Below are 21,770 nucleotides of genomic sequence, written 5' to 3'. Positions count from 1 at the left end.
CTTTTTTCAAAAATTAACTAGCTAATTTTTCTTTTGGAGGAAACTTAGGGTCGTGCAAACCAAGTGATTTAGCTTGCTCAACTAAAGTCATTATATCCATTTGAGATATTTCAAACAGGTCATGAATCGAATTAATCGTGTAATACAATGGTTGCATAATGTCTATACGGTACGGTGTACGTAGCACATCTAGCACATTCATTGGATTAATCTCTGGTGTATCTGAATACACGTATTGGGTTTCCCCTGGGCTTGATAAAATACCGCCACCGTAAATACGTAATCCTTTTTCAGTTTGCATCAAACCAAACTCAACGGTAAACCAGTACATGCGCGCTAAATAAACGCGGTCTTTTTTCTCTGCCGCGTATCCTAGTTGCCCGTACTTATGGGTAAATTCTGCAAAGTCAGGATTGGTTAGCATGGCACAATGACCAAATATCTCATGAAAAATATCGGGTTCTTGTAAGTAGTCAAATTCTTCACGGCTACGAATGAAGGTCGCTACAGGAAATTGCTTGTTAGCGAGTAACCTAAAAAACTCATCAAAATCGATAAGTGCAGGTACAGGTGCAACCTGCCAACCTGTGGTTGCTAAAAGTACTTCGTTTAGCTCACTCAGCTGTGGGATACGATCATGAGGCAGATTGATTTTTTTCAATCCTTCCATGTACTCATCACAGGCTTTGCCTTCAATGCACGCAAGTTGGCGTGCTACAAGCTCAGACCAAATTTTATTTTCTTCATCGCTCCAATGTATAACCCCATTTTCATCAGGTGTTTTGGAGGTGTAATTACTTGCTTTAGCCATAAATACCTTCTTTGGGATAAAACCCTAAATCGGTGTCAAAATAACAGCCAAATGCTTGGCTATTCGATGTAGCCATACTATGCAAAAGTGAACAAAAGTTTAATAGCTTGACGCAGATCAATACTTTTGCAGAACACACAGATCGTAAATTTATAATTACAGTAAAGAAAAGATAAAAACACAGCCCATTCTTAATAGTGCCCACAGGAATAATTTAATGTAACCATTAATTTACACCTCAAGATATTTTAGTAAATGCTTGGTTGAGATCGTTAATAATATCGTTAACATCTTCAAGTCCAACTGATAAACGAATTAAACCATCACTAATTCCAGCTGCTAGTCTTTCTTCGGGAGTGTATGGCGAATGCGTCATTGATGCAGGGTGTTGAATGAGCGTTTCAGCATCGCCTAAGCTAACCGCTAATGTGCACAGTTGCATACTATCAATAAAATGCTCACCGTCGGTTAAGCTCCCTTTAATTTCAAAGGCAATAACACCGCCAGCCGCTTTCATTTGCTTACCAATATACTTGTAACCCGGGTGAGACTTAAGCCCAGGGTAATACACTTTATTTACTTGCGGATGAGCTTCTAAATACTCAGCAATCGTTTGCGCACTTTGGCAATGGCGTTCAACGCGAATAGCTAAAGTTTTTAAGCCGCGATTTATTAACCACGCATCGTGTGGACTAATAGTGGCACCAATATCTTTAAGCACGGTCATTTTAATCTGTGTAATATGCTCAAGTGAACCACACACAATACCCGCAACAACATCGCCGTGACCATTTAAATACTTGGTCGCGCTATGCATTATAATATCGATACCGTACTTTTTTGGTGACTGCAGCAGCGGGGTTAAAAACGTATTGTCGACCACACTCAGTAAATTATGCTGTTTAGCAACATCGCCAATAAATGCTAAATCAATCACTGCCATGGTTGGATTGATTGGTGTTTCTACAAATATCATTTTTGAGTTAGGTTTAATGGCTGCGCGCAGTTCACTCTCATTGGTCATATCAACAAAGGTGACTTCAATTCCCCATCGCGGCAACATATGCGAAAAAAAAGCAAAGGTGCAGCCATACAGAGCGCTTGATGCAATTAAATGATCGCCTTGCGATAGGAAGCTTAGTACCGAAGCGGATACCGCACCCATACCTGTTGCCGTGGCGGCGGCGGCCTCACAGCCTTCTAATTGCGCCACTTTTTGCTCAAGTTCAGTAGTGGTTGGGTTACCTAAACGCGTGTAAATATAACCGGGCTCCTCACCTGCAAAGCGGGCAGCACCTTGAGCGGCATTTTCAAAATGAAACGTAGACGTTTGATACAAAGGTGAGGTTAATGCGCCATGGGGGTCGTTTGCTTTTTGCGGGCCATGGATACATTGGGTATTTTGATGATGCTTGCTCATTGTGTGTTCTCGTTTTTATTATGTGTGTCAATAGCATAAATAAAACGCACCGCACTTAAAATCACAAGCATGCCGGATGCTCAGATGGCTATTTGTGCAAACTTTACCCAAAAAGCTGTACACAAATATTGCCAACGAACTCTCACTACTTAGTTTCAGCTCCCTTACGGCTCATAATTTTACTCGCAATCCCTTGGACTGTGCCTTTTAACAAGCTGCGCTTGTTTTCAAGACGCGGTAAGGGTCGGCTTAACTCCATAGCTTTGTAACCAATACGCGCTGTAAATATACCGGCACTAACACCTTGTGCAGCTCGCCCTGAAAGCTTGCCTAATAATTCAGCACTGAGTGCCGTGGCGGCTAAATCAGATACGAGCTCTGCACTGCCTACAAACATTACTTGCTTAATAAGCATGCGGTAAAGTTTAATACGGCTGGCATAACCAAAGCCAATGCCATATATGCGGCCTATTTGCTCTATTAATTTAGTGCCACGCCACAGCACAGCCATCATATCCACCAGCGCAATTGGGCTTAGAGCAACTAATAAAGCTGACTCTGTTGCAAAACGGTTTATTAACTTTTTAGCTTGATTGTCTTGCGTTATCAGTAAGCTATTCGCGTACAGAGACATTATTTCTTTGTCACTGTGGTGCGTAGCGACCTGATTTTTAAAGTTTTCGAAATTATCTAATTGCTGATGTTTATTAAGCTTTTCAAGCCAAGGTATCGCCCCGCCTACCTGCTCACTATTGAGCAAACGATTAGCTTCATGGCGGTGCAGCTGATTACGCTTTAAGCTGCGTAACATTCTATATTCACGCCACAATAAACGCGATATCAGTAGTACACCGGTTATTACAGCGGTTAAGTACACCCCACCTAAAATAACCGACTGCTGAAACGCCAATACAATTGAAAATGCGAACTCAAGTAATATTAAAACCATAAAGCTCAGTGCAAATAGGCCTTTAAGGGTTTGCCACTTAGACTTTTTATATACAGGCTCAATATCGATTTCAGGTTCAATTAGATCGTCGCTATCTTTGCTAGGCTGCTCACTTTGTCCCTGCTCTACGACTTTAGCCGCTAATAAATCTGGTTCATTTTGCTCAATATTTTGGGCATTAATACGACGCCCAGCTTGAAATTGGTGTGTTGACTCACTCATGTTAACTTATCTCCTAACAAGTACTGCATCACATGGTCTAAGCGAATGTGCTTAAGCTGTTGATCTGGGCTTGGCATAGGTGCAAATGATAAAAACTCAAACCCATGTGTTGGCCACTCACTTTTATTAAGCATTCTGCTCGGCGGCTGAGGAGGCAGGTAAGTTAGCCACTGTTGTTCATTCAATGGCTTGCCATAGATACAGTCGAGTGTTTGCCCCTTATCAACCACTTGGCGGGACACAGTTGCAGCAATTGATGACATCGCCAGTGTTTCTATTTTTACCCCATCAAATTTTAAGTGATTGCTTTGCTCTTTAACTAACGAATCGAGTAACAGTGCAAGATCTTTGTGATGCTTTGCACTGATGTGATCGGACTTATTTGCAGCAAATAATATTTTATCAATATTAGGTTTAAACAAGCGTTTAAAAAAACCAGAATCACCATAGCTAAAGTGTGACAATAACTGATTGATCACTCGACTTTGCTCAGCTAATGTTTCATAGCCTTCATTTAATGCACTCAGTACATCTACCAAGACGATTTGACGGTCAAAATGGCGAAAATGCTCATTATAAAAAGGTTTAATGACTTCTTTTACGTAAGCATCAAAACGTTTAATTAAATGCGCTAAGTTAGAACCCGCTACTACATCGTCACTTATTTTTTTAGGACTAATTGGAAAAAATAGTAATAATGGTGCACCTTGCAAGTCACCCGGCATTAACATCCGTCCTGGCTGTAACATGGCAAGCTTAGTGTCTTTTTTTAGCCCTACCAACATGGTTTGATAACATTTTGCAATATCAGCCAGTGCGTTTTCATCTACCGGTGCATCTAAATCAAGCTGCTCTATGGATTGTAAAAATTCAGCTGAGCTTTTATCACGTGGCGTTTGGCTAAGTAATGGATATTGTTGCTCGCACCATTGCTCAAAGCTTTGCGCGAGCATAGGTAGGTCAAGCAACCATTCACCAGGATAGTCAATAATATCTAAATACAGCGTCGATTGGGGTGAGAAATGACCGCGCAGACCCGCGTTGCTTTGGTATTTAATCGCCAAACGTAAAGTATTTATTCGTTCGGTAGAAGCGGGCCATGCAGGGTCGCCTTCACTTGGCAGTAAAGCACTTATTGCACGGTTATAATCAAAAGTGGGAACATTTAATGCCTCTTGCGGCACAATTTTAGTAGCAATGTGGCGATGTTCACGCATCACATCAAAAAAAGGTAAGTTGTTGTCATTCGCCTGAGAGGTTAAATGCTTAACTAACGCGCTTATAAACGCCGTTTTACCACTGCCGCTCAGCCCTGTTACGGCAAGTTTAACGTGTTGATCTAAACTACGATGCAGGGCTTTTTGTGCTTTGCCTTTAACGCTTTTAAAGGTCTTTTTTGCAAATGATTGGCTCATAAAGTGTTTTGCACCTTAGTTGCCGTCATTGATCAGGCTGCAAACAAGGTGCTTATCAATCCCTTAAAGTTTATTAATTTCACGGCTGACCGTAAACTCGCTTGAAGTAACGTAGCGTTCCATGTTTTGAAGGCGGCTATCTACACGAGTTAATCGCTCTTTTAAGTCTTGCAGCGCACGACGCGGTGGCTCGCCTTTTTGCCATACTTTAAATTTTACTTCTAGCGGATCACCGCCATACGTTGATTGTGTTTTACTTACAGCACTGGGTTGTTTTTTATCTAAAATAAACCACGCTGCAATATACGCTACCACAAATAATGGGCCACCAGTTAGTAGTACAGCACTAACAAAAATAATGCGAACTAACCATAACTCCATATTAAAGTAGTCACTTAATCCCGCACATACACCGGCAATTTTACCGCGCTGTGGGTCTCTTAATAATTCGCGTTTGGTGTTCATACTTTTTGTCTCCACTGTGGTGACTCTTGATCAAGTAACGCTTCTAATGTCTCGATTCTATCAGTCATTTTTTCAGCTTTTTGAGCAAGCTCCAATAACTGGTGATGCTCATGCTCGCTTAACCCTTGGCTTACCTGTTTTTTGCTTCGGTAGTGTAAAATTAACCACAGTGGTGCAACAAAAATCATAAACAAGATAAAGGGTGCAATTAGTATCTCTGGATCAAACATAATCCTCTCCTGACAATCCGTATTCAATGTTGATGTCAGGGGCACAAGGCCCCTGTTTTATATTTATTTATTCGAGAGTTTCTTTTTAAGTTCAGCTAACTCGTCATCAATTTTTTCATTCTTTTGTAAATCAGCAATTTCATCTGCTAACGTTTGTTTACCCAAATCGTAAGACTCTATTTGAGATTCTAGCCCATCAATTTTGGTTTCGTAACGTTCAAAACGATTAAGTGCATCATCCACTTTAGAACTATCAAGTGCTTTTTTAACCTCAAGGCGCGACTCAGCCGAGCGTTGACGTAAAATAATCGCTTTTTGACGTGCTTTAGCATCCGCTAGTTTCTCTTGTAGCGTAGTCACTTCTTGCTGTAGTTTCTCGATATGAGATTCTACATGATCAAGTTCACTTTCTACTGCAGCGACTGCATCGGCTGATTTTTGCTTTTCAAGTAAAGCTGAGCGAGCTAAATCATCACGATCTTTGCTCAGTGCTAATTCGGCTTTGTCTTGCCAATCGCTTACTTGGGCTTTTAGTGTATCTACGCGACGTACTAATTCTTTTTTCTCAGCAAGGGTTTTTGCTGACGTAGAGCGTACCTCTACAAGTGTATCTTCCATCTCTTGGATAATAAGACGAACCATTTTTTCAGGATCTTCTGCTTTATCTAAAATGGCATTGATATTAGAATTAACAATGTCTGCAAAACGTGAAAAAATTCCCATAACATATACCTCTATTATTTAATCTAAATGTGTCTGCTTTTATTAGTATCAATATGCTTGCCAACTTTTATATTTTTAAAATACCATTTATTTTCAATATGTTAAATGTAAATTACAAATTACTTTTGTTATCCACCATAATGAAATACACTAACTGTTAGTAAAAATGACTAAGAGTTAGGAAATATGAGTCAATATCGCCAACAGGACAATTTACTTGGCCAATCAGACAGCTTTTTATCGGTGCTTGATCAGGTTTCGCAACTGGCTAACCTAGATAAACCCGTACTTATTATTGGTGAACGTGGTACCGGTAAAGAGCTAATTGCAGCACGTTTACACTTTTTATCCAAACGCTGGGATCAAAGTTACGTCAAGCTTAACTGTGCGGCATTGAACGAAAACCTGCTCGAGAGTGAATTATTTGGTCATGAAAGTGGCGCTTTCACAGGCGCAAGTAAACGCCATGAAGGCCGCTTTGAGCGCGCCAATAGTGGTACCTTGTTCTTAGATGAGTTAGCAAATACCTCTGCCATGGTGCAAGAAAAGCTATTAAGAGTGATTGAGTATGGTGAGTTTGAGCGTGTTGGCGGCAAGCAAACCGTTAAAGTAGACACTCGCTTAGTCTGTGCAACCAATGAAGACTTACCCCATTTAGCACAACAAGGTGAATTTAGAAGTGATTTACTCGATAGACTCGCGTTTGATGTGATCACCTTACCGCCACTGCGTGAACGTCAAGATGACATTATGTTGCTGGCTGAACAGTTTGCGATGAACATGGCACGAGACCTTGAGTGGGAGCTATTTAGTGGCTTTACCCGCAGTGCACAAGAAAGTTTACTCAGTTATGAGTGGCCGGGTAATGTCCGTGAACTTAAAAATGTGGTAGAACGAAGTCTGTATCGCCACGGCAATGAACATATTCCTGTACATAAAATTATTTTAGACCCATTCGAAAGTCGCTTTAGACCTAAAGCCCGCATAAAACATGCACAAGCACCTGCTATAATACAATCTGAACCGACTACTCATGCACAGCCTATAGAAGCGCCTGTAGCATTGAGTTCAAGTACCAAAGAACCTGAGTTTCCATGCGACTTAAAAACGCTCTCTAATGAATTTGAAATTACATTGATAAAAAAAGCATTAGAACATAGCCAATTTAATCAAAAGAAGACTGCAGAAGTACTTGGTTTAACGTATCATCAACTACGTGGTTATTTGAAAAAATACAATTTGCTAGAATAGTAGAGGTTGTGCGGGTGCATAAATTATTACTTGCTTTAATATCATTGAGCTTAGTAGGTTGCATTGATAGTAAAGAAGAAATCTTAGAAGAAAAAAACCAAGGCCTCGTTTATTGCGCCGAGGCTAATCCTGTGTCGTTTAACCCACAAGTCACAACCACAGGATCAACTATCGATATTATTGCTAACCAGTTATACGACCGGTTAATTAGTATTGACCCCGTGACCGCCGAATTTAAGAGTGAACTTGCCACTGATTGGAAGATCAGTAAAGACGGTAAATCGGTTACCTTCACTTTGCGCAAAGGAGTTAAGTTTCATACCACCTCTTATTTCACTCCTAGCCGTGAATTTAACGCTGATGATGTAATATTTACTTTTAGTCGATTATTCGACGTTTATAATCCTTATCACTTTATTGGCGATGCTAATTACCCTTACTTTCAAAGTGTGGGGATTGACCAGCTAATTCGTAAAATTGTTAGAGTCTCTGATCATCAAGTCCGATTTGAGTTATTTAATGCCGAGAGCAGCTTTTTAGCTAATATGGCGACCGATTTTGCTGTCGTGCTCTCTAAAGAATATGCCATGGCGCTCAAAGCTAATAATCAAGAAAACCTATTTGATCAATACCCGATTGGCACAGGCCCCTATATTTATAAAGAGTACCGACGCGATCATTTAGTGCGCTTTTATAAAAACGCTGATTATTGGAAGCATGAGGTTGCCCTTGAGCAATTGGTGTACGACATTACCCCAAATGGTACCACCCGTATTGCTAAAATATTGACCAAAGAGTGTGATGTAACCGCACACCCGAGTAGTGCCCAATTAAGTATTTTAGCGCAGCGTGATGATATTAACGTTGAAAGAGAAACTAACTTAAATATTGGTTACTGGGCATTTAATACCGAGCGTCCACCGTTTGATAACTTAAAAGTACGTCAAGCATTGGTTCATGCCATTGATATAGATAAAATAATGCAAGCGGTATATTACGGGAATGGACTGCGTGCACAATCTATTCTTCCGCCTACGTCATGGGCATTTGAACTACAAAAAAACATGCCTATTTTTGACCCACAGTTAGCGAAAAAATTATTAACTGAAGCTGGTTTTCCAAAAGGCTTTGATATGAGCATTTGGGCTATGCCGGTAAGCCGTATTTATAACCCCAATGCCCGCAAAATGGCTGAGCTAATGCAAAGTGATTTACGCAAAATTGGCGTTAATGTAAATATTGTAGAATATGAATGGAACACCTTTATTCAACGCATTGGTGAGCATCGCCACGACAGTGTGTTATTAGGTTGGGCAGCTGATACACCTGATCCCGATAACTTTTTTAGCCCATTATTAAGTTGTACTGCGACCTTTAGTGGCAAAAACCCTGCAAACTGGTGTAACCCTGAATTTGATTTACTACTGACCAAAGCGTTAGACACCACAGATTTAAATTTACGTAAACAATATTACGACGCAGCACAAAGCATGATCATCAAACAATTGCCTTTACTGCCAATTGCCCATGGCATGCGTTTTCAAGCAAGTAGCGCAGATGTTGAGGGCATTACCTTAGGGCCATTCGGTGCTATTTCGCTGGCTAACGCGAGGAAAAAATAATGATCTTAGATTATATTTTACGCCGCCTCGGACTGTTATTTTTTATGGTGTTGCTACTCAGTATTTTTACCTTTTCGTTGAGTTATTTATTTCCTGGCGATCCGCTCAGTAACTTAAGCGGCATACCAGACACTAACTTTACCCAAAATGCGCAGTTAGAAGAAAAGTACTTATTTAACAGTAACTACTTTATGCAGTACATCGCCTTTGTAGGACGAATTTTACAAGGGGATTGGGGAATGTCATTCGCCTCGGGGAGCAGTGTTTTCGCCCATGTGGTTGATTTAATTCCTGCAACGTTAGAGCTAAGTATCTATGCGTTATTTATTTCGGTGGTAGTGGGTGTGCCTGTCGGTATTTTAGCATCGGCATATAATAAACAATGGCCTGATAAATTTATTAGCTCTACAGCGATGATTGGCTATTCTATGCCGATTTTTTGGCTGGCATTATTATTAATTATGGTTTTTTCGCTCAAGCTTGGCTGGTTTCCCATGTCGGGGCGAGTGAGCTTGTTGTATGAGATACCCGCGAGCACAGGATTTATTTTACTTGATATTTTACTCGCTGATTTTCCTTACAATGGTTTGGCCATGTTAGATGCGCTGCATCACCTTACTTTACCTACTATTGTACTTGCTATGTATCCAACCACGGTATTAGTGCGCTTTACTCGCGAATCGATGTTAAAAGTGATGGATCAAAACTTCATTAAAACAGCTCGCGCCAAAGGGCTTACTCGTGGGCAGCTTATTATTCATCACGCCCTAAGAAATGCCTTACTACCGGTTATAAAACAAATAGGTTTGCAGTTTAGTACCTTGATCACCTTAGCGATGATCACTGAAGTTATTTTTTCGTGGCCTGGGATCGGTCGCTGGTTAATAGACAGTATTTATCAACGTGATTATCCCGCCATACAAGGTGGGTTAATGGCCGTCTCTTTATTTATTATTATTGCCACAATTATGGCCGAACTGACCTACACCCTACTCGATCCTCTGTCTCGGAACCAAGCGCATGGCAAAGTTTAACTTATTTTCAGAAGATTCAAATAAATCGCCATTAGCGAGACTCTGGCGAAAGTTTAAAAATAACCACCCTGCACTGGTTGGTTTATGGGTGTTTATTGCCTTTAGCCTGTTAGCAGCTACCGCGCCTTTTCTTGCGCCTTATGGGGTAAATCAACAGCACAGTGATGCACTATTACTGCCTCCCTCGTGGAATGAAATGGGCGATGTGCGGTTTATACTTGGCACCGATGATTTAGGCCGAGATGTGCTGTCTCGTTTAATGAATGGCGCCACATATACGTTCGGGTTATCGGTTGTGGCTGCACTGATCACCACTGTTATTGGTGTGTTGGTAGGTACCTTTGCAGGGATCAGTAAAGGCATACGTTCTAGTTTTTTGAACCACTTACTGGATGTAACGCTGTCAATTCCCTCATTGTTACTGGCCATCATTATTATTGCCATACTCGGTCCTGGATTAATGAATACCGTATGGGCAATTATTTTGGCCTTATTACCCCAGTTTATTCATTCAATTAGAAACCTGATAGTTGACGAACTTGGCAAAGATTATGTTACAGCCTACCGCTTAGATGGCGCCTCTAAATGGCATATTTTATCACGCGGGATTTTTCCTAATGTGTATGAATATATTGTAGTTATTTTTACGATGGCGCTTTCTACTGCTATTTTAGATATTGCGGCATTAGGGTTTTTAAAACTGGGTGCACAGCCGCCGACTACTGAATGGGGCGCAATTTTAGCAGAGAACTTAGGACTTATATATTTAGCACCTTGGACGGTAGCATTGCCGGGCGTCCTGTTATTTTTAGCGGTTCTTTCAACAAACTTAGTGGGCGATGGACTTCGCAAAGTTTTACAAGCGCGTAAGGCCGATTAGATGCAGTTACTAGATATTCGAAATTTAACCATTGAACTTCAAACTTCCGAAACCGCCATTCGTGCTGTTGATCGCGTAAGCTTTAGTTTAAAAGAAGGTGAAGTACACGCTTTAGTGGGCGAATCAGGCTCTGGCAAAAGCTTAATTGCAAAAGCCATCGTCGGCGTGCTTAATGAGCGCTGGGTGATAACCGCAGATAGAATGCATTGGCGTGGTGTTGACTTAATGCGCTTAACACCAGAGCAACGCCGTAAAACAGTTAGCCAAGACATTGCGATGATTTACCAAGACCCCAGTCGCTGTCTAGATCCTACTGCTAAAATATTTAACCAAATCGCTGAAACACTGCCTGAAGTGGCTGCTAAAGGATTTTTCTTAAAACGCAACCGAGAGCGTAAAGACCGTGTTAAAGCCTTAATACATAAAGTAGGTATTAAAAATCATGAAGCGGTGCTTGATAGCTACCCGCATGAGCTCTCTGAGGGCGTATGCCAAAAGGTTATGATAGCCATGGCGATTGCCCGTACACCGAAGCTACTCATTGCTGATGAGCCTACAACCGCACTAGAAAGCACCACCCGTGCACAGGTGTTTAGGTTATTAAAAAGTTTAAATCAGCTAAAGAACATGTCTATTTTGATGATCTCTCATGAGCTGGAAGAAATTGTTAATTGGTCGCATGGTATTCATGTGTTGTACTGCGGTCAAATGGTTGAAGCAGGTCCAACACACCGTATTTTTAGCCAACCTCGCCATCCGTATACGCAGGCTTTACTAAAAAGCCTGCCCGATTATGAGCATGGTTTAGCCCATAAAGAACCCTTTTATGCGCTTAAAGGCACTATTCCAACATTACAACATTTACCGATTGGTTGTCGACTCGGTCCACGTTGCCCACAAGCACAAAAAGAATGTGTGGTTGCGCCTAAACTTTCAAAGCATCATGGTCATAGCTACGCCTGTCACTTCCCGCTGATCAAGGAAATAAAATAATGCAGCCACTGTTAAAAGTTCAAGCCTTATCAAAAACCTTTAACATGCGCGCGGGTCTGTTTAGCCGTAAAAAGTTTGATGTTTTAAAAAACATCTCATTTTGTATTGGTAAAGGTGAAACAATTGCCATTATTGGTGAAACAGGCTCAGGAAAAAGTACCCTGGCTAAATTATTAGTGGGTGCATACAGTGCCGATAGCGGGCAGATATTATTAGAGAATAACACTATAGAAAACAATGGTAATCGTGATGCCCAGTGTCGTTATATCCGAATGATTTTTCAAGACTCCGCCACCTCATTAAACCCAGCAGTGACCATTGCTGAAATGCTCGATGATTGCCTAAAATTCAATACTGATTTTGATAAAACTCAACGTAGTGAAAAAATTGGTAGTACGCTGCTTAAAGTGGGTCTACTGGTCGATCATCAGCAATACTATCCGCATATGTTTAGTGTGGGGCAATTACAGCGTGTAGCGCTCGCTCGCGCGCTTATATTAGATCCTAAGGTTGTTGTACTCGATGAGGCACTTTCATCGCTTGACCCTTCTGTAAGAGCGCAAATAGTAAATCTATTACTTAAACTACAGCTTGAAACTGGATTAACCTATATTTTGATCACCCATCATTTAAGTTTAGTGCGCCATATTAGCGACCAGCTAGTGGTACTCAATAAGGGTGAGATTGTTGAATACGGCGCTACAGAAACTATTTTTCAAAACCCGCAATCAAAGGTTACTCAGCGCTTATTGAGTTGTTAATGTTTAAACAAACAAAAAAGGCGCCAATTGGCGCCCTTTTTAATTTAGCTATTACTTATTCAGCTGCTTGAGCTGCTTTTGGTACATTAAGCTCTGCTTGTTGCTTAAGCGATTCAATGAATACCGTATAGTTTTTCTGCGCTTGCGCCATAGTAATGTTTTGCTTCATTTGTGGCTCAATGTTGTCACTCACTGGTGCATCATTTACCGCTTTAAGCGCAACAATCGCTGCATCGCCATTATTTAAGTTAACCATATCATATACAGCCGCATCACTAGGATGTGCCATTTTGAATACTTGGGTAACAATAGCAGGTGAAACAGCAAAGCTTTCACGAGTTAGTTGCGACTCTTGACGAACGTTTAGTGATTGCTCAGCAGCCACATCGTTTAAGCTCTTGCCTTCTTTTACTTGTGCAAATAACGTGCGTGCTTTTTCTTTTGCAAGGTCTGATGCCTTTTCATTCATTAAGCGTGTTTTAATTTGCTCACTTACCTCGCTTAATGCTTTCGTTGCCGCAGGTTGGTGCTCATTTACACGCACCACAATCACGTGCTCATTACCAAGCTCAATTACTTCTGAATTGACTTTATCTTCTAGTAGTTCAACTGATGATAAGGCAGTCACAACCGCTGGGTTATTAAGCGGCTCAGGAAGCGCGCTAAGCGCTAGTAAAGAAGTAGATTGTACTTCTACACCCGCCACTTCAGCAGCATCGTCTAAGCGATCAGAAATCTCAAAGGCTAATGCCCCCATTTCTGTTTGCTTCTCGTAAAACGCATCTACTTTTTCAGCTTGCTCAAGTTCAGCACGTAGGTCAGCTTTAACCTCATCAAACGGTTTAACTTGTTGAGTTTGTAGATCAGTCAGTTTGATGATGTGATAACCAAACTCAGAGGCAACAACGTCAGAGTAATCACCTTTGTTTTGCAATGCGAACGCTGCATCTTCAAATGCTGGTTCCATAACATCACGTTCAATCCACTCTAAATCGCCACCCATTTCTGCACTAACAATGTCATCTGACGATGTCTCTGCTAGCTCAGCAAAATCAGCACCAGCGTTAAGCTGGGCAAGTAACGACTCAGCTTTCGCTTTAGCCGCATCATCATCTTCGCTATTGTCGATTAGAATATGCGACACACGACGCTTTTCTGGTTCAACATATTGCGCTTTACTCTGCTCGTAATATGCTTTTACATCGTCTTCGCTTACCGATGCAACATCAATATCATCTGCATTTAGTTCGATGTAATTAACTGAAATTAATTCAGGTGATAAAAATTGACCTGCGTTTAATTCATAGTAATCCGCAACTTCTTGCTCTGTAACTTCAACATCAGCTTGCATTGCTTGTTTATCAATTACTAAATAATCAATGCTTCGTGTTTGCTGTTGCAACGCAATGGCTGATTTAAGCTCATTTGGCAGCGCAAAATCAGTACCCGCAACGGCAGATACTAACTGGCTACGTGTCATATCATCACGCAGGTATTCACGAAATGCGTCAGGTTGAAAATTCATTTGACGAATAACTTGTAAATAACGGTCGTTATTAAACTTGTCGCCAATTTTAAAATAAGGTAGCTCTAAAATTGTTTTACGAACGCTTTCATCACTTACGCGCAAACCAAGCTCGGCAGCTAACTGACTTTGTAATTCTTGTTGTACTAAACGGTCAATCACACCTTGACGGATTTGAGCCATGTAAGTTGGATCTGCTGCTATTTGGGTAAAGTACTCACCAAATTGTTGTTCTAAGCGGCTACGTTCATTTTGAAACGCACGGCTAAATTCTGTTTGGCTAATTTTAATTCCATTTACTTCAGCAACGGGTTGTTCTGTGGTTTGACCTAAGTAACTACCGATCCCAGCTAAGGCAAAAGATAAAATCACCGCGCCTAAAATGACTTTGGCTACCGGCCCTTGCGAACCTTCTCTGATTTTCTCAAGCATTTGTTTATCTCTTTTCTGAGCAAGGTATTTTCTACCTTGTCATATGTAAAAAAAGCGTATCTTACCAGATACGCTTTTTCACTTGAAGTAACTGGCGGTGAAGTAACTTAATTTATCGATTGCAATAATTAAGCGTATCTTTACTCGCCATAACTAAATTGTTTACACAATGATTAGTTTACTGCGTCTTTAAGCGCTTTACCGGCTTTGAAAGCTGGGATGTTAGCTGCAGCAATTTGAATCGTTTCACCAGTTTGTGGGTTACGACCTGCACGAGCAGCACGCTCACGTACAGAGAAAGTACCAAAACCAACAAGTGCAACTGAGTCGCCATCTTTTAGCGCGCCAGATACAGATTCGATGAATGAATCTAGTGCACGACCTGCAGCCGCTTTAGAAATGTCAGCATCAGCTGCGATTTGATCGATTAATTGAGATTTATTCACAATATCATCCTCTTTCATTGTTGTTATCAAGAGCGATTGTTTTTTAAACTAACATCACTGTTTTGAAATTTTTGAGCAATTTTTTTAAAGCTCATATGATTATATTTTTCTTAAACCTAGGCCCTGCAAGGGCTAGGCTTGAAAACCAGTGCTTAACTTATCATACCGTTTAGATTTGAAAAGCCCCTAAAAGCACTTTTTTTGGCTTTTTTACTGCTTTTTTGGTGTTTCGACTGAAAAACTATCAACTGGATGCACTAAAGCAAGCTTCAATACTTCGTCAATCCACGTAACAGGGTGAATCTCAAGACCCGCCAATACGTTATCAGGTATCTCTTTTAAGTCACGTTCGTTAATTTTAGGGATCACCACCGTTTTAATACCACCTCGGTGAGCCGCTAATAATTTCTCTTTTAAACCACCAATAGGCAGTACTTCACCTCGTAGGGTAATCTCACCCGTCATGGCCACATCAGAGCGCACTGGATTGCCCGTTAGGCTTGAAACCAAACAAGTAACCATTGCGATACCCGCACTTGGACCATCTTTAGGAGTTGCGCCCTCAGGTACATGCACGTGAATATCACGTTTTTCATAAAAGTCGCTATTAATACGTAGCTCATCAGCACGATTACGCACAACAGTCATTGCCGCTTGAATCGACTCTTGCATTACATCGCCTAACGAGCCGGTGTAAGTCAATTTGCCTTTACCTGGTACTGCAGCACATTCAATCGTTAGTAAGTCACCGCCTACTTCTGTCCATGCTAGGCCAGTTACTTGGCCTATACGGTCGCCATCTTCTGCTTTACCGTAATCAAAGCGTTGCACACCTAAGTACTCTTCGAGGTTATCTGCATCGATAGTGACCGTTTTGGTGTCTTTTTCCATTAAGATATTTTTAACCGCTTTACGGCATAATTTAGACACTTCACGCTCTAAGTTACGAACGCCCGCTTCACGCGTGTAATATCGAATAATACCGATAATGGCACTGTCAGCAATTTCAACTTCTTTCTCTTTTAAGCCATTACGCTTAACTTGCTTTGGAATTAAATGTTCTTTAGCTATATTTAATTTTTCATCTTCGGTATAACCGGCTAAACGAATAACTTCCATACGGTCCAATAAAGGCCCAGGAATATTAAAGCTATTAGAGGTAGCAACAAACATTACATCAGATAAGTCGTAATCGACTTCTAGGTAATGATCAGCAAAATGGCTGTTTTGCTCAGGATCAAGTACTTCAAGTAAAGCTGATGCAGGGTCTCCACGCATATCCGCTGACATTTTATCAATTTCATCTAACAAGAATAACGGGTTTTTAACGCCCACTTTAGTCATGTTTTGAATCAATTTACCAGGCATAGAGCCAATATAAGTACGACGGTGACCACGTATCTCAGCTTCATCACGTACACCACCCAGTGCCATACGAATGTACTTACGGCCAGTTGAACGCGCAATAGATTGCCCAAGAGAGGTTTTACCTACCCCTGGCGGCCCAACTAAACACAAAATAGGCCCTTTAAGCTTATTAGTACGCTGCTGTACCGCGAGGTATTCAATAATACGCTCTTTAACTTTATCAAGTCCGTAGTGATCGCTATCTAGTATTTTTTGCGCGCCTGCTAAATCTTTTTTCACTTTAGAGCGTTTTTTCCACGGTACGTTGATTAACGTATCTATGTATGAGCGAACAACACTAGCTTCTGCCGACATCGGCGACATCATTTTAAGTTTGTTAAACTCTGCCGTGGCTTTTTCTTTCGCTTCGTTAGGCATACCTGACTCTTCGATGCGTTTTTTTAGCGCTTCGAATTCATCTGGTACATCGTCAATTTCGCCAAGCTCTTTTTGAATCGCTTTCATTTGCTCATTGAGGTAATACTCACGCTGCGATTTTTCCATCTGCTTTTTAACGCGGGTACGAATTTTTTTCTCAACTTGCAGTAAGTCTATTTCACCTTCCATCAACGCCATTAAGTACTCTAAGCGCTCCGTAACACTTGATATTTCAAGTACTTTTTGTTTTTCAGGCACTTTTAATGGCATGTGCGCAGCCATGGTATCAGCAAGACGCGCGGGCTCATCAATACCAGAGACCGAGGTCATCACTTCAGGTGGGATTTTTTTATTTAATTTTACGTAGCCTTCAAACTGGCTTAATGCACTGCGAATAAAAATATCTTGCTCTTGTTCATTCACTGAATCAGATTCAATAAACTGAGCATTGGCAACAAAGAAGTCTTCGTTATCAACAAACTCTTCGATATTTGCACGCTGTGTGCCTTCAACTAATACTTTTACTGTACCATCGGGTAGCTTTAATAATTGAAGTACAGTCGCAATTGTCCCTACACGATAAATATCGTCTTTCTCAGGCTCGTCTACAGTTGCATCTTTTTGTGCAACTAAGAAAATTTGTTTGTCTTTATCCATTGCCGCTTCAAGGCATTTTATTGATTTTTCACGGCCTACAAAAAGCGGGATCACCATGTGTGGATACACCACTACATCGCGCAGTGCTAGCACAGGGATTTCGACTCGATCGTTTCTCTCAAGCGTCATTGTATTTTCTCTTTGCACTTCATTTATTTAAAGATTACTCAAGTATATGGGGATAACCTAATTAAAGTTCAACAATTTTTGCCAACTCGATTAAATTAATTATAAAAAAAGGAGCCATTGGCTCCTTTTTTTTACAACTTGCTCAGAATTTAATCTGCTGCGGCTTGTTCTTGATTACTGCTGTCATAAATCAAGATTGGGTCAGACTCACCTTTAATAACGGTTTCATCAACAACCACTTTACTTACGTTATCAATTGAAGGCAGCTCATACATAGTATCAAGCAATACACCTTCTACGATTGAACGCAGGCCACGTGCACCGGTTTTACGTTCCATTGCTTTGTGAGCAATAGCACGTAGTGCATCATCACGAAACTCAAGCTCAACGTCTTCCATCCCAAACAATACTGAAAATTGCTTAGTAATAGCGTTTTTAGGCTCACTTAAAATTTGTACCAGTGCAGCTTCATCAAGTTCAGTCAATGTAGCAACAACAGGTAAACGGCCAATAAACTCTGGAATTAAACCATATTTTACTAAATCTTCTGGCTCAACATCTTTAAATGTTTCACTTAAAGAGCGGCTCGCTGCCGACTCTTTAACGTTAACGCCAAAACCAATGCCAGTATTTTTGTGGCTACGCTGTTCAATAACTTTATCAAGACCAGCAAATGCACCACCACAAATAAACAGAATTTTAGAAGTGTCTACTTGCAGGAACTCTTGCTGTGGATGTTTACGTCCACCTTGTGGCGGAACAGAAGCAACTGTACCTTCAATCAATTTCAGTAAGGCTTGTTGTACACCTTCACCTGATACATCACGGGTGATTGATGGGTTATCTGATTTACGTGAAATTTTGTCAATTTCATCAATGTAAACAATACCACGTTGTGCTTTTTCTACGTCGTAGTCACATTTTTGTAAAAGCTTTTGAATGATGTTTTCAACATCTTCACCCACATAACCGGCTTCGGTTAACGTGGTGGCATCGGCCATTGTAAACGGCACATCTAGCAAACGTGCTAACGTTTCAGCTAGTAGTGTTTTACCACTCCCCGTTGGACCAATTAATAAAATATTACTTTTACCTAGTTCAACGTCTTGTTTAGTTGATTGGTTGCGTAAACGCTTGTAGTGATTGTAAACCGCTACAGACAACACTTTTTTCGCATGCTCTTGGCCAATTACGTAGTCGTCTAAGTGGTTACGAATTTCTTTTGGCACAGGTAATTTGTCAGCGGCATCATGCTTAGGCGCGATGTCTTTAATTTCTTCCCTGATAATATCATTACACAGCTCTACACATTCATCACAAACGTATACTGAAGGTCCTGCAATTAATTTTCGAACTTCATGCTGGCTTTTGCCGCAAAAAGAGCAGTATAACAATTTATTACTTTTGTCGCCGTCTGTAGGAGTGTCAGACATTCAGCTACCTCATTTTATTACGTTGGCCACCAAAGTCTTGGTGGCTATTTTAATACGCTTTAACTATACCAAAATTTAGGCTTTTTCGCATAGTAACTCTCATTAGCAAGCATTACTGCTTGCAGGCATACTTACTTGCTACCGCGATTAGTAAATACTGAGTCAACAATACCGTAATCTACAGCTTGGCTTGCACTCATAAAGTTATCACGGTCTGTATCACGTGAAACAACATCAAGCGGTTGGCCAGTATGCTCAGCCATTAAGCGATTTAATTTGTCTTTAATAGACAGGATTTCTTTCGCGTGTATTTCAAAATCAGATGCTTGACCTTGGAATCCACCTAATGGTTGGTGAATCATTACACGTGAATTAGGTAAACAAAAACGTTTACCCTTAGCACCACCAGATAGTAAAAACGCACCCATGCTAGCCGCTTGGCCCACACAAATAGTACTTACATCAGGTTTGATGAAATTCATTGTATCGTAAATAGCCATTCCCGCAGTGACCGAGCCACCCGGTGAATTGATATATAAGAAGATATCTTTATCTGGGTTCTCTGATTCTAAGAAAAGCATTTGCGCTAAAATCAGATTTGCCATGTTGTCTTCAACTTGGCCCGTTAAAAAGATAATACGCTCTTTTAATAGTCTCGAATAAATATCAAACGAGCGCTCGCCTTTAGCTGTTTGCTCAACAACCATTGGTACTAATGCGTTTAGGGGATCTGTCATACCAGTGTTCATACTTATTTAATTCCTTATGCGCTTATACTTATTCTAAGAAAAGCATAATGATCATTTTTAGCTAATTAAGAACCACAAACTAAAATGGCCCGGGCACACTGCATAAACAGAGTAACACGAGCCATTTAATCGTTAGCGAGCGCTTAAGTCAATGACTTATTATGCACCTTGCTGTGGATTCATGATGTCATCAAATGCTTTTTCAACATCAGTCACAGTTGCTTTAGCTAAAATAGCTTCAACAGCTTGCTCTTCCATTGCTACATTACGCATTTGTTGCATTAGTTGATCATTTGCTTTGTAGTATTCTACTACTTCAGTTGGATCTTCGTATGCAGATGCTACAGTAGCGATAAGTGCTTCAACTTTAGCGTCATCAACTTTGATGTCGTTTGCTTTGATCACTTCGCCTAATAATAGGCCAGTTTTAACTCGTGTAACTGCTTGCTCATGGAACAATTCAGCTGGAAGCTCAGGCATATTTTGACCGTTACCACCAAAACGTTGAGCAGCTTGCTCACGTAAAGCGTCAACTTCTTGGTCGATTAATGCTTTAGGCACTTCAACTTCGTTTTGCTCTAAAAGACCTTTGATTGCTTGGTCTTTTACGTTAGCTTTAACCGCTTGGTCTAGCTCACGTGTCATGTTCTTTTTAACTTCTTCTTTAAGCGCGTCTACGCCGCCTTCGGCAACACCGAATTTAGTTGCAAACTCATCGCTTAATTCAGGTAATTCTTGCGCTTCAACTTTTTTCACTGTGATAGTGAATTGAACCGCTTTACCTTTTAAGTTTTCAGCGTGGTAATCTTCAGGGAAGTTTACGTCAGCAACAACTTCTTCGCCTGCTTTTTTGCCTACGATGTTGTCTTCAAAACCAGGGATCATACGACCTTGGCCAAGTTCTAATGGGAAATCTTCAGCTTTGCCGCCTTCGAATTCTTCACCGTCGATAGTACCAACGAAATCAACCGTTACACGGTCGTTTGCGCCAGCAGCTGCATCAACGTCAGCCCAAGAAGCGTGTTGCTTACGAAGTGTCTCTAGCATGTTTGCTAAATCTTCGTCAGTTACTTCTACCGCTGGTTTTTCAACAGCAATTTTATCTAAACCTTGAACTTCAACTTCAGGGTAAACTTCAAATGTTGCTGAGAACTCTAAATCTTTACCTGCTTCAAGTGCTTTTGGAGCAAATGTAGGTGCGCCAGCAGGGTTAATTTTTTCAGCAACGATTGCTTCAATGTAATTACGTTGCATTACTTCGCCAGCAACTTCTTGACGAACAGCTGGTCCGAAACGCTTGTTGATTACTGATACTGGAACTTTACCAGCACGGAAACCGTCGATACGCTGCGTTTTTGACAGTTGTTGTAAGCGTTTTTTTACTTCGGTCTCAACGTTCTCTGCAGGAACGGTGATGGTCAGACGGCGCTCAAGGCCTTGAGTCGTCTCAACAGAAACTTGCATGATTTACCTCAATATTCAATTTTGGCGACTTTTCGCCTTCATTACAAACAAAGTAATCTATAGGCGTCTTGATAAAATTCAAGCCTTAGAGCTTAAAAAAATCCGTCGCTACCAGGAGATACCATTGCTGCTCTGCCCTAAGGGCACTATATTTTTAAACAAATAGACGCGGCATTATAACCTAATATTCATGATAGTCGAGTGTGGGGGGCAATTATTTGGGGTAGTTAAAGGCAGATAACGACTAAGCGAATAAAAAACAGGCTAATTAAACTGTATAGAATGAATAGGAGCAAAAAAATAGAGTTATTTAAGATAAAATAGAGATTCAGAATATGTGACTTAAGGGAAAATGGTCGGCGATGCAGGATTTG

At 40.8% G+C, this 21,770-nt stretch carries 19 protein-coding genes; 6 read left to right on the top strand and 13 right to left on the bottom strand.

What is annotated here, in order from left to right:
* Positions 1–13 precede the first annotated feature (13 nt).
* The 7 genes from phhA to pspA all read right to left on the bottom strand — a co-directional run bounded on the left by phhA (position 14) and on the right by pspA (position 6,235).
* Complete coding sequence (gene phhA / locus CWB77_RS10715; protein ID WP_008111003.1) at positions 14–811, bottom strand: phenylalanine 4-monooxygenase; 798 nt, start codon at positions 809–811, stop codon at positions 14–16.
* A 238-nt stretch (positions 812–1,049) separates the two neighbouring features.
* Entirely contained in the window at positions 1,050–2,231 is a 1,182-nt protein-coding gene (gene megL / locus CWB77_RS10710) for a methionine gamma-lyase (protein ID WP_138622681.1), read from the bottom strand.
* 145 nt (positions 2,232–2,376) lie between these two features.
* Positions 2,377–3,402 (bottom strand): TIGR01620 family protein, encoded by a 1,026-nt coding sequence (locus tag CWB77_RS10705; RefSeq protein ID WP_138622679.1) that lies wholly within the window; start codon positions 3,400–3,402, stop codon positions 2,377–2,379.
* Positions 3,399–4,817 carry a YcjX family GTP-binding protein gene (locus tag CWB77_RS10700; protein ID WP_138622677.1) on the bottom strand — a complete coding sequence of 473 codons (1,419 nt, stop codon included), beginning with the start codon at positions 4,815–4,817 and terminating at the stop codon, positions 3,399–3,401. Before CWB77_RS10700 ends, CWB77_RS10705 begins: the two co-directional genes overlap by 4 nt.
* Before the next feature lie 63 nt (positions 4,818–4,880).
* Positions 4,881–5,282, bottom strand: a complete 402-nt coding sequence (gene pspC / locus CWB77_RS10695) for an envelope stress response membrane protein PspC (RefSeq protein ID WP_054202405.1) — start codon at positions 5,280–5,282, stop codon at positions 4,881–4,883.
* Positions 5,279–5,512 carry an envelope stress response membrane protein PspB gene (gene pspB / locus CWB77_RS10690; RefSeq protein ID WP_010388090.1) on the bottom strand — a complete coding sequence of 78 codons (234 nt, stop codon included), beginning with the start codon at positions 5,510–5,512 and terminating at the stop codon, positions 5,279–5,281. The genes pspC and pspB overlap by 4 nt, the downstream gene beginning before the upstream one ends.
* A gap of 63 nt (positions 5,513–5,575) precedes the next feature.
* Positions 5,576–6,235, bottom strand: a complete 660-nt coding sequence (gene pspA, locus CWB77_RS10685) for a phage shock protein PspA (RefSeq protein ID WP_010388087.1) — start codon at positions 6,233–6,235, stop codon at positions 5,576–5,578.
* Positions 6,236–6,421: 186 nt separating this feature from the next.
* Here pspA and pspF point away from each other — a divergent pair, with 186 nt between their 5' ends.
* Genes pspF through CWB77_RS10655 form a run of 6 tightly spaced genes read left to right on the top strand, consistent with a single transcriptional unit; the run spans position 6,422 to position 12,776 of the window.
* Positions 6,422–7,486, top strand: a complete 1,065-nt coding sequence (gene pspF, locus CWB77_RS10680; protein WP_010388085.1) for a phage shock protein operon transcriptional activator — start codon at positions 6,422–6,424, stop codon at positions 7,484–7,486.
* 14 nt (positions 7,487–7,500) lie between these two features.
* Positions 7,501–9,108 (top strand): ABC transporter substrate-binding protein, encoded by a 1,608-nt coding sequence (locus CWB77_RS10675; RefSeq protein WP_010388083.1) that lies wholly within the window; start codon positions 7,501–7,503, stop codon positions 9,106–9,108.
* A complete protein-coding gene (locus CWB77_RS10670) occupies positions 9,108–10,142 on the top strand; it encodes an ABC transporter permease (protein ID WP_109874328.1) in 1,035 nt (344 codons plus the stop codon). The genes CWB77_RS10675 and CWB77_RS10670 overlap by 1 nt, the downstream gene beginning before the upstream one ends.
* Positions 10,129–11,022 carry an ABC transporter permease subunit gene (locus CWB77_RS10665; RefSeq protein WP_010388079.1) on the top strand — a complete coding sequence of 298 codons (894 nt, stop codon included), beginning with the start codon at positions 10,129–10,131 and terminating at the stop codon, positions 11,020–11,022. The genes CWB77_RS10670 and CWB77_RS10665 overlap by 14 nt, the downstream gene beginning before the upstream one ends.
* Entirely contained in the window at positions 11,023–12,015 is a 993-nt protein-coding gene (locus CWB77_RS10660; protein WP_010388077.1) for a peptide ABC transporter ATP-binding protein, read from the top strand.
* Positions 12,015–12,776, top strand: a complete 762-nt coding sequence (locus CWB77_RS10655) for an ATP-binding cassette domain-containing protein (protein ID WP_054202403.1) — start codon at positions 12,015–12,017, stop codon at positions 12,774–12,776. Before CWB77_RS10660 ends, CWB77_RS10655 begins: the two co-directional genes overlap by 1 nt.
* A 55-nt stretch (positions 12,777–12,831) precedes the next feature.
* On the opposite strand, the gene CWB77_RS10650 is transcribed toward CWB77_RS10655, so the two are convergent.
* The 6 genes from CWB77_RS10650 to tig all read right to left on the bottom strand — a co-directional run bounded on the left by CWB77_RS10650 (position 12,832) and on the right by tig (position 21,396).
* Positions 12,832–14,733, bottom strand: a complete 1,902-nt coding sequence (locus CWB77_RS10650) for a SurA N-terminal domain-containing protein (protein WP_054202402.1) — start codon at positions 14,731–14,733, stop codon at positions 12,832–12,834.
* A gap of 173 nt (positions 14,734–14,906) precedes the next feature.
* Positions 14,907–15,206, bottom strand: coding sequence for an HU family DNA-binding protein (locus tag CWB77_RS10645; RefSeq protein ID WP_256872136.1), 300 nt, complete (start codon positions 15,204–15,206; stop codon positions 14,907–14,909).
* 183 nt (positions 15,207–15,389) lie between these two features.
* Entirely contained in the window at positions 15,390–17,750 is a 2,361-nt protein-coding gene (gene lon / locus CWB77_RS10640) for an endopeptidase La (protein WP_008467545.1), read from the bottom strand.
* A gap of 149 nt (positions 17,751–17,899) precedes the next feature.
* Complete coding sequence (clpX, locus tag CWB77_RS10635) at positions 17,900–19,183, bottom strand: ATP-dependent protease ATP-binding subunit ClpX (RefSeq protein ID WP_010388064.1); 1,284 nt, start codon at positions 19,181–19,183, stop codon at positions 17,900–17,902.
* A 131-nt stretch (positions 19,184–19,314) separates the two neighbouring features.
* Positions 19,315–19,932, bottom strand: a complete 618-nt coding sequence (gene clpP, locus CWB77_RS10630; protein ID WP_008111041.1) for an ATP-dependent Clp endopeptidase proteolytic subunit ClpP — start codon at positions 19,930–19,932, stop codon at positions 19,315–19,317.
* 159 nt (positions 19,933–20,091) lie between these two features.
* Positions 20,092–21,396, bottom strand: a complete 1,305-nt coding sequence (tig, locus tag CWB77_RS10625) for a trigger factor (protein ID WP_138622675.1) — start codon at positions 21,394–21,396, stop codon at positions 20,092–20,094.
* Positions 21,397–21,770: the final 374 nt, after the last annotated feature.

This window comes from Pseudoalteromonas sp. S1610 (assembly GCF_005887465.1).
Classification (GTDB): domain Bacteria; phylum Pseudomonadota; class Gammaproteobacteria; order Enterobacterales; family Alteromonadaceae; genus Pseudoalteromonas; species Pseudoalteromonas undina.
The sequence above is the reverse complement of the archived record's forward strand: the minus strand, read 5'-3'. Positions and strand labels throughout refer to the sequence as shown.

Bases quoted from the DNA above. Each gene is read 5' to 3' on its own strand.
- pspB (WP_010388090.1), bottom strand. From the start codon at position 5,512: ATGTTTGATCCAGAGATACTAATTGCACCCTTTATCTTGTTTATGATT.
- pspC (WP_054202405.1), bottom strand. From the start codon at position 5,282: ATGAACACCAAACGCGAATTATTAAGAGACCCACAGCGCGGTAAAATT.
- CWB77_RS10650 (WP_054202402.1), bottom strand. From the start codon at position 14,733: ATGCTTGAGAAAATCAGAGAAGGTTCGCAAGGGCCGGTAGCCAAAGTC.
- clpX (WP_010388064.1), bottom strand. From the start codon at position 19,183: ATGTCTGACACTCCTACAGACGGCGACAAAAGTAATAAATTGTTATAC.
- CWB77_RS10665 (WP_010388079.1), top strand. From the start codon at position 10,129: ATGGCAAAGTTTAACTTATTTTCAGAAGATTCAAATAAATCGCCATTA.
- tig (WP_138622675.1), bottom strand. From the start codon at position 21,396: ATGCAAGTTTCTGTTGAGACGACTCAAGGCCTTGAGCGCCGTCTGACC.
- CWB77_RS10655 (WP_054202403.1), top strand. From the start codon at position 12,015: ATGCAGCCACTGTTAAAAGTTCAAGCCTTATCAAAAACCTTTAACATG.
- clpP (WP_008111041.1), bottom strand. From the start codon at position 19,932: ATGAACACTGGTATGACAGATCCCCTAAACGCATTAGTACCAATGGTT.
- megL (WP_138622681.1), bottom strand. From the start codon at position 2,231: ATGAGCAAGCATCATCAAAATACCCAATGTATCCATGGCCCGCAAAAA.
- pspA (WP_010388087.1), bottom strand. From the start codon at position 6,235: ATGGGAATTTTTTCACGTTTTGCAGACATTGTTAATTCTAATATCAAT.
- CWB77_RS10670 (WP_109874328.1), top strand. From the start codon at position 9,108: ATGATCTTAGATTATATTTTACGCCGCCTCGGACTGTTATTTTTTATG.
- CWB77_RS10700 (WP_138622677.1), bottom strand. From the start codon at position 4,817: ATGAGCCAATCATTTGCAAAAAAGACCTTTAAAAGCGTTAAAGGCAAA.
- pspF (WP_010388085.1), top strand. From the start codon at position 6,422: ATGAGTCAATATCGCCAACAGGACAATTTACTTGGCCAATCAGACAGC.
- lon (WP_008467545.1), bottom strand. From the start codon at position 17,750: ATGACGCTTGAGAGAAACGATCGAGTCGAAATCCCTGTGCTAGCACTG.
- CWB77_RS10660 (WP_010388077.1), top strand. From the start codon at position 11,023: ATGCAGTTACTAGATATTCGAAATTTAACCATTGAACTTCAAACTTCC.
- CWB77_RS10705 (WP_138622679.1), bottom strand. From the start codon at position 3,402: ATGAGTGAGTCAACACACCAATTTCAAGCTGGGCGTCGTATTAATGCC.
- phhA (WP_008111003.1), bottom strand. From the start codon at position 811: ATGGCTAAAGCAAGTAATTACACCTCCAAAACACCTGATGAAAATGGG.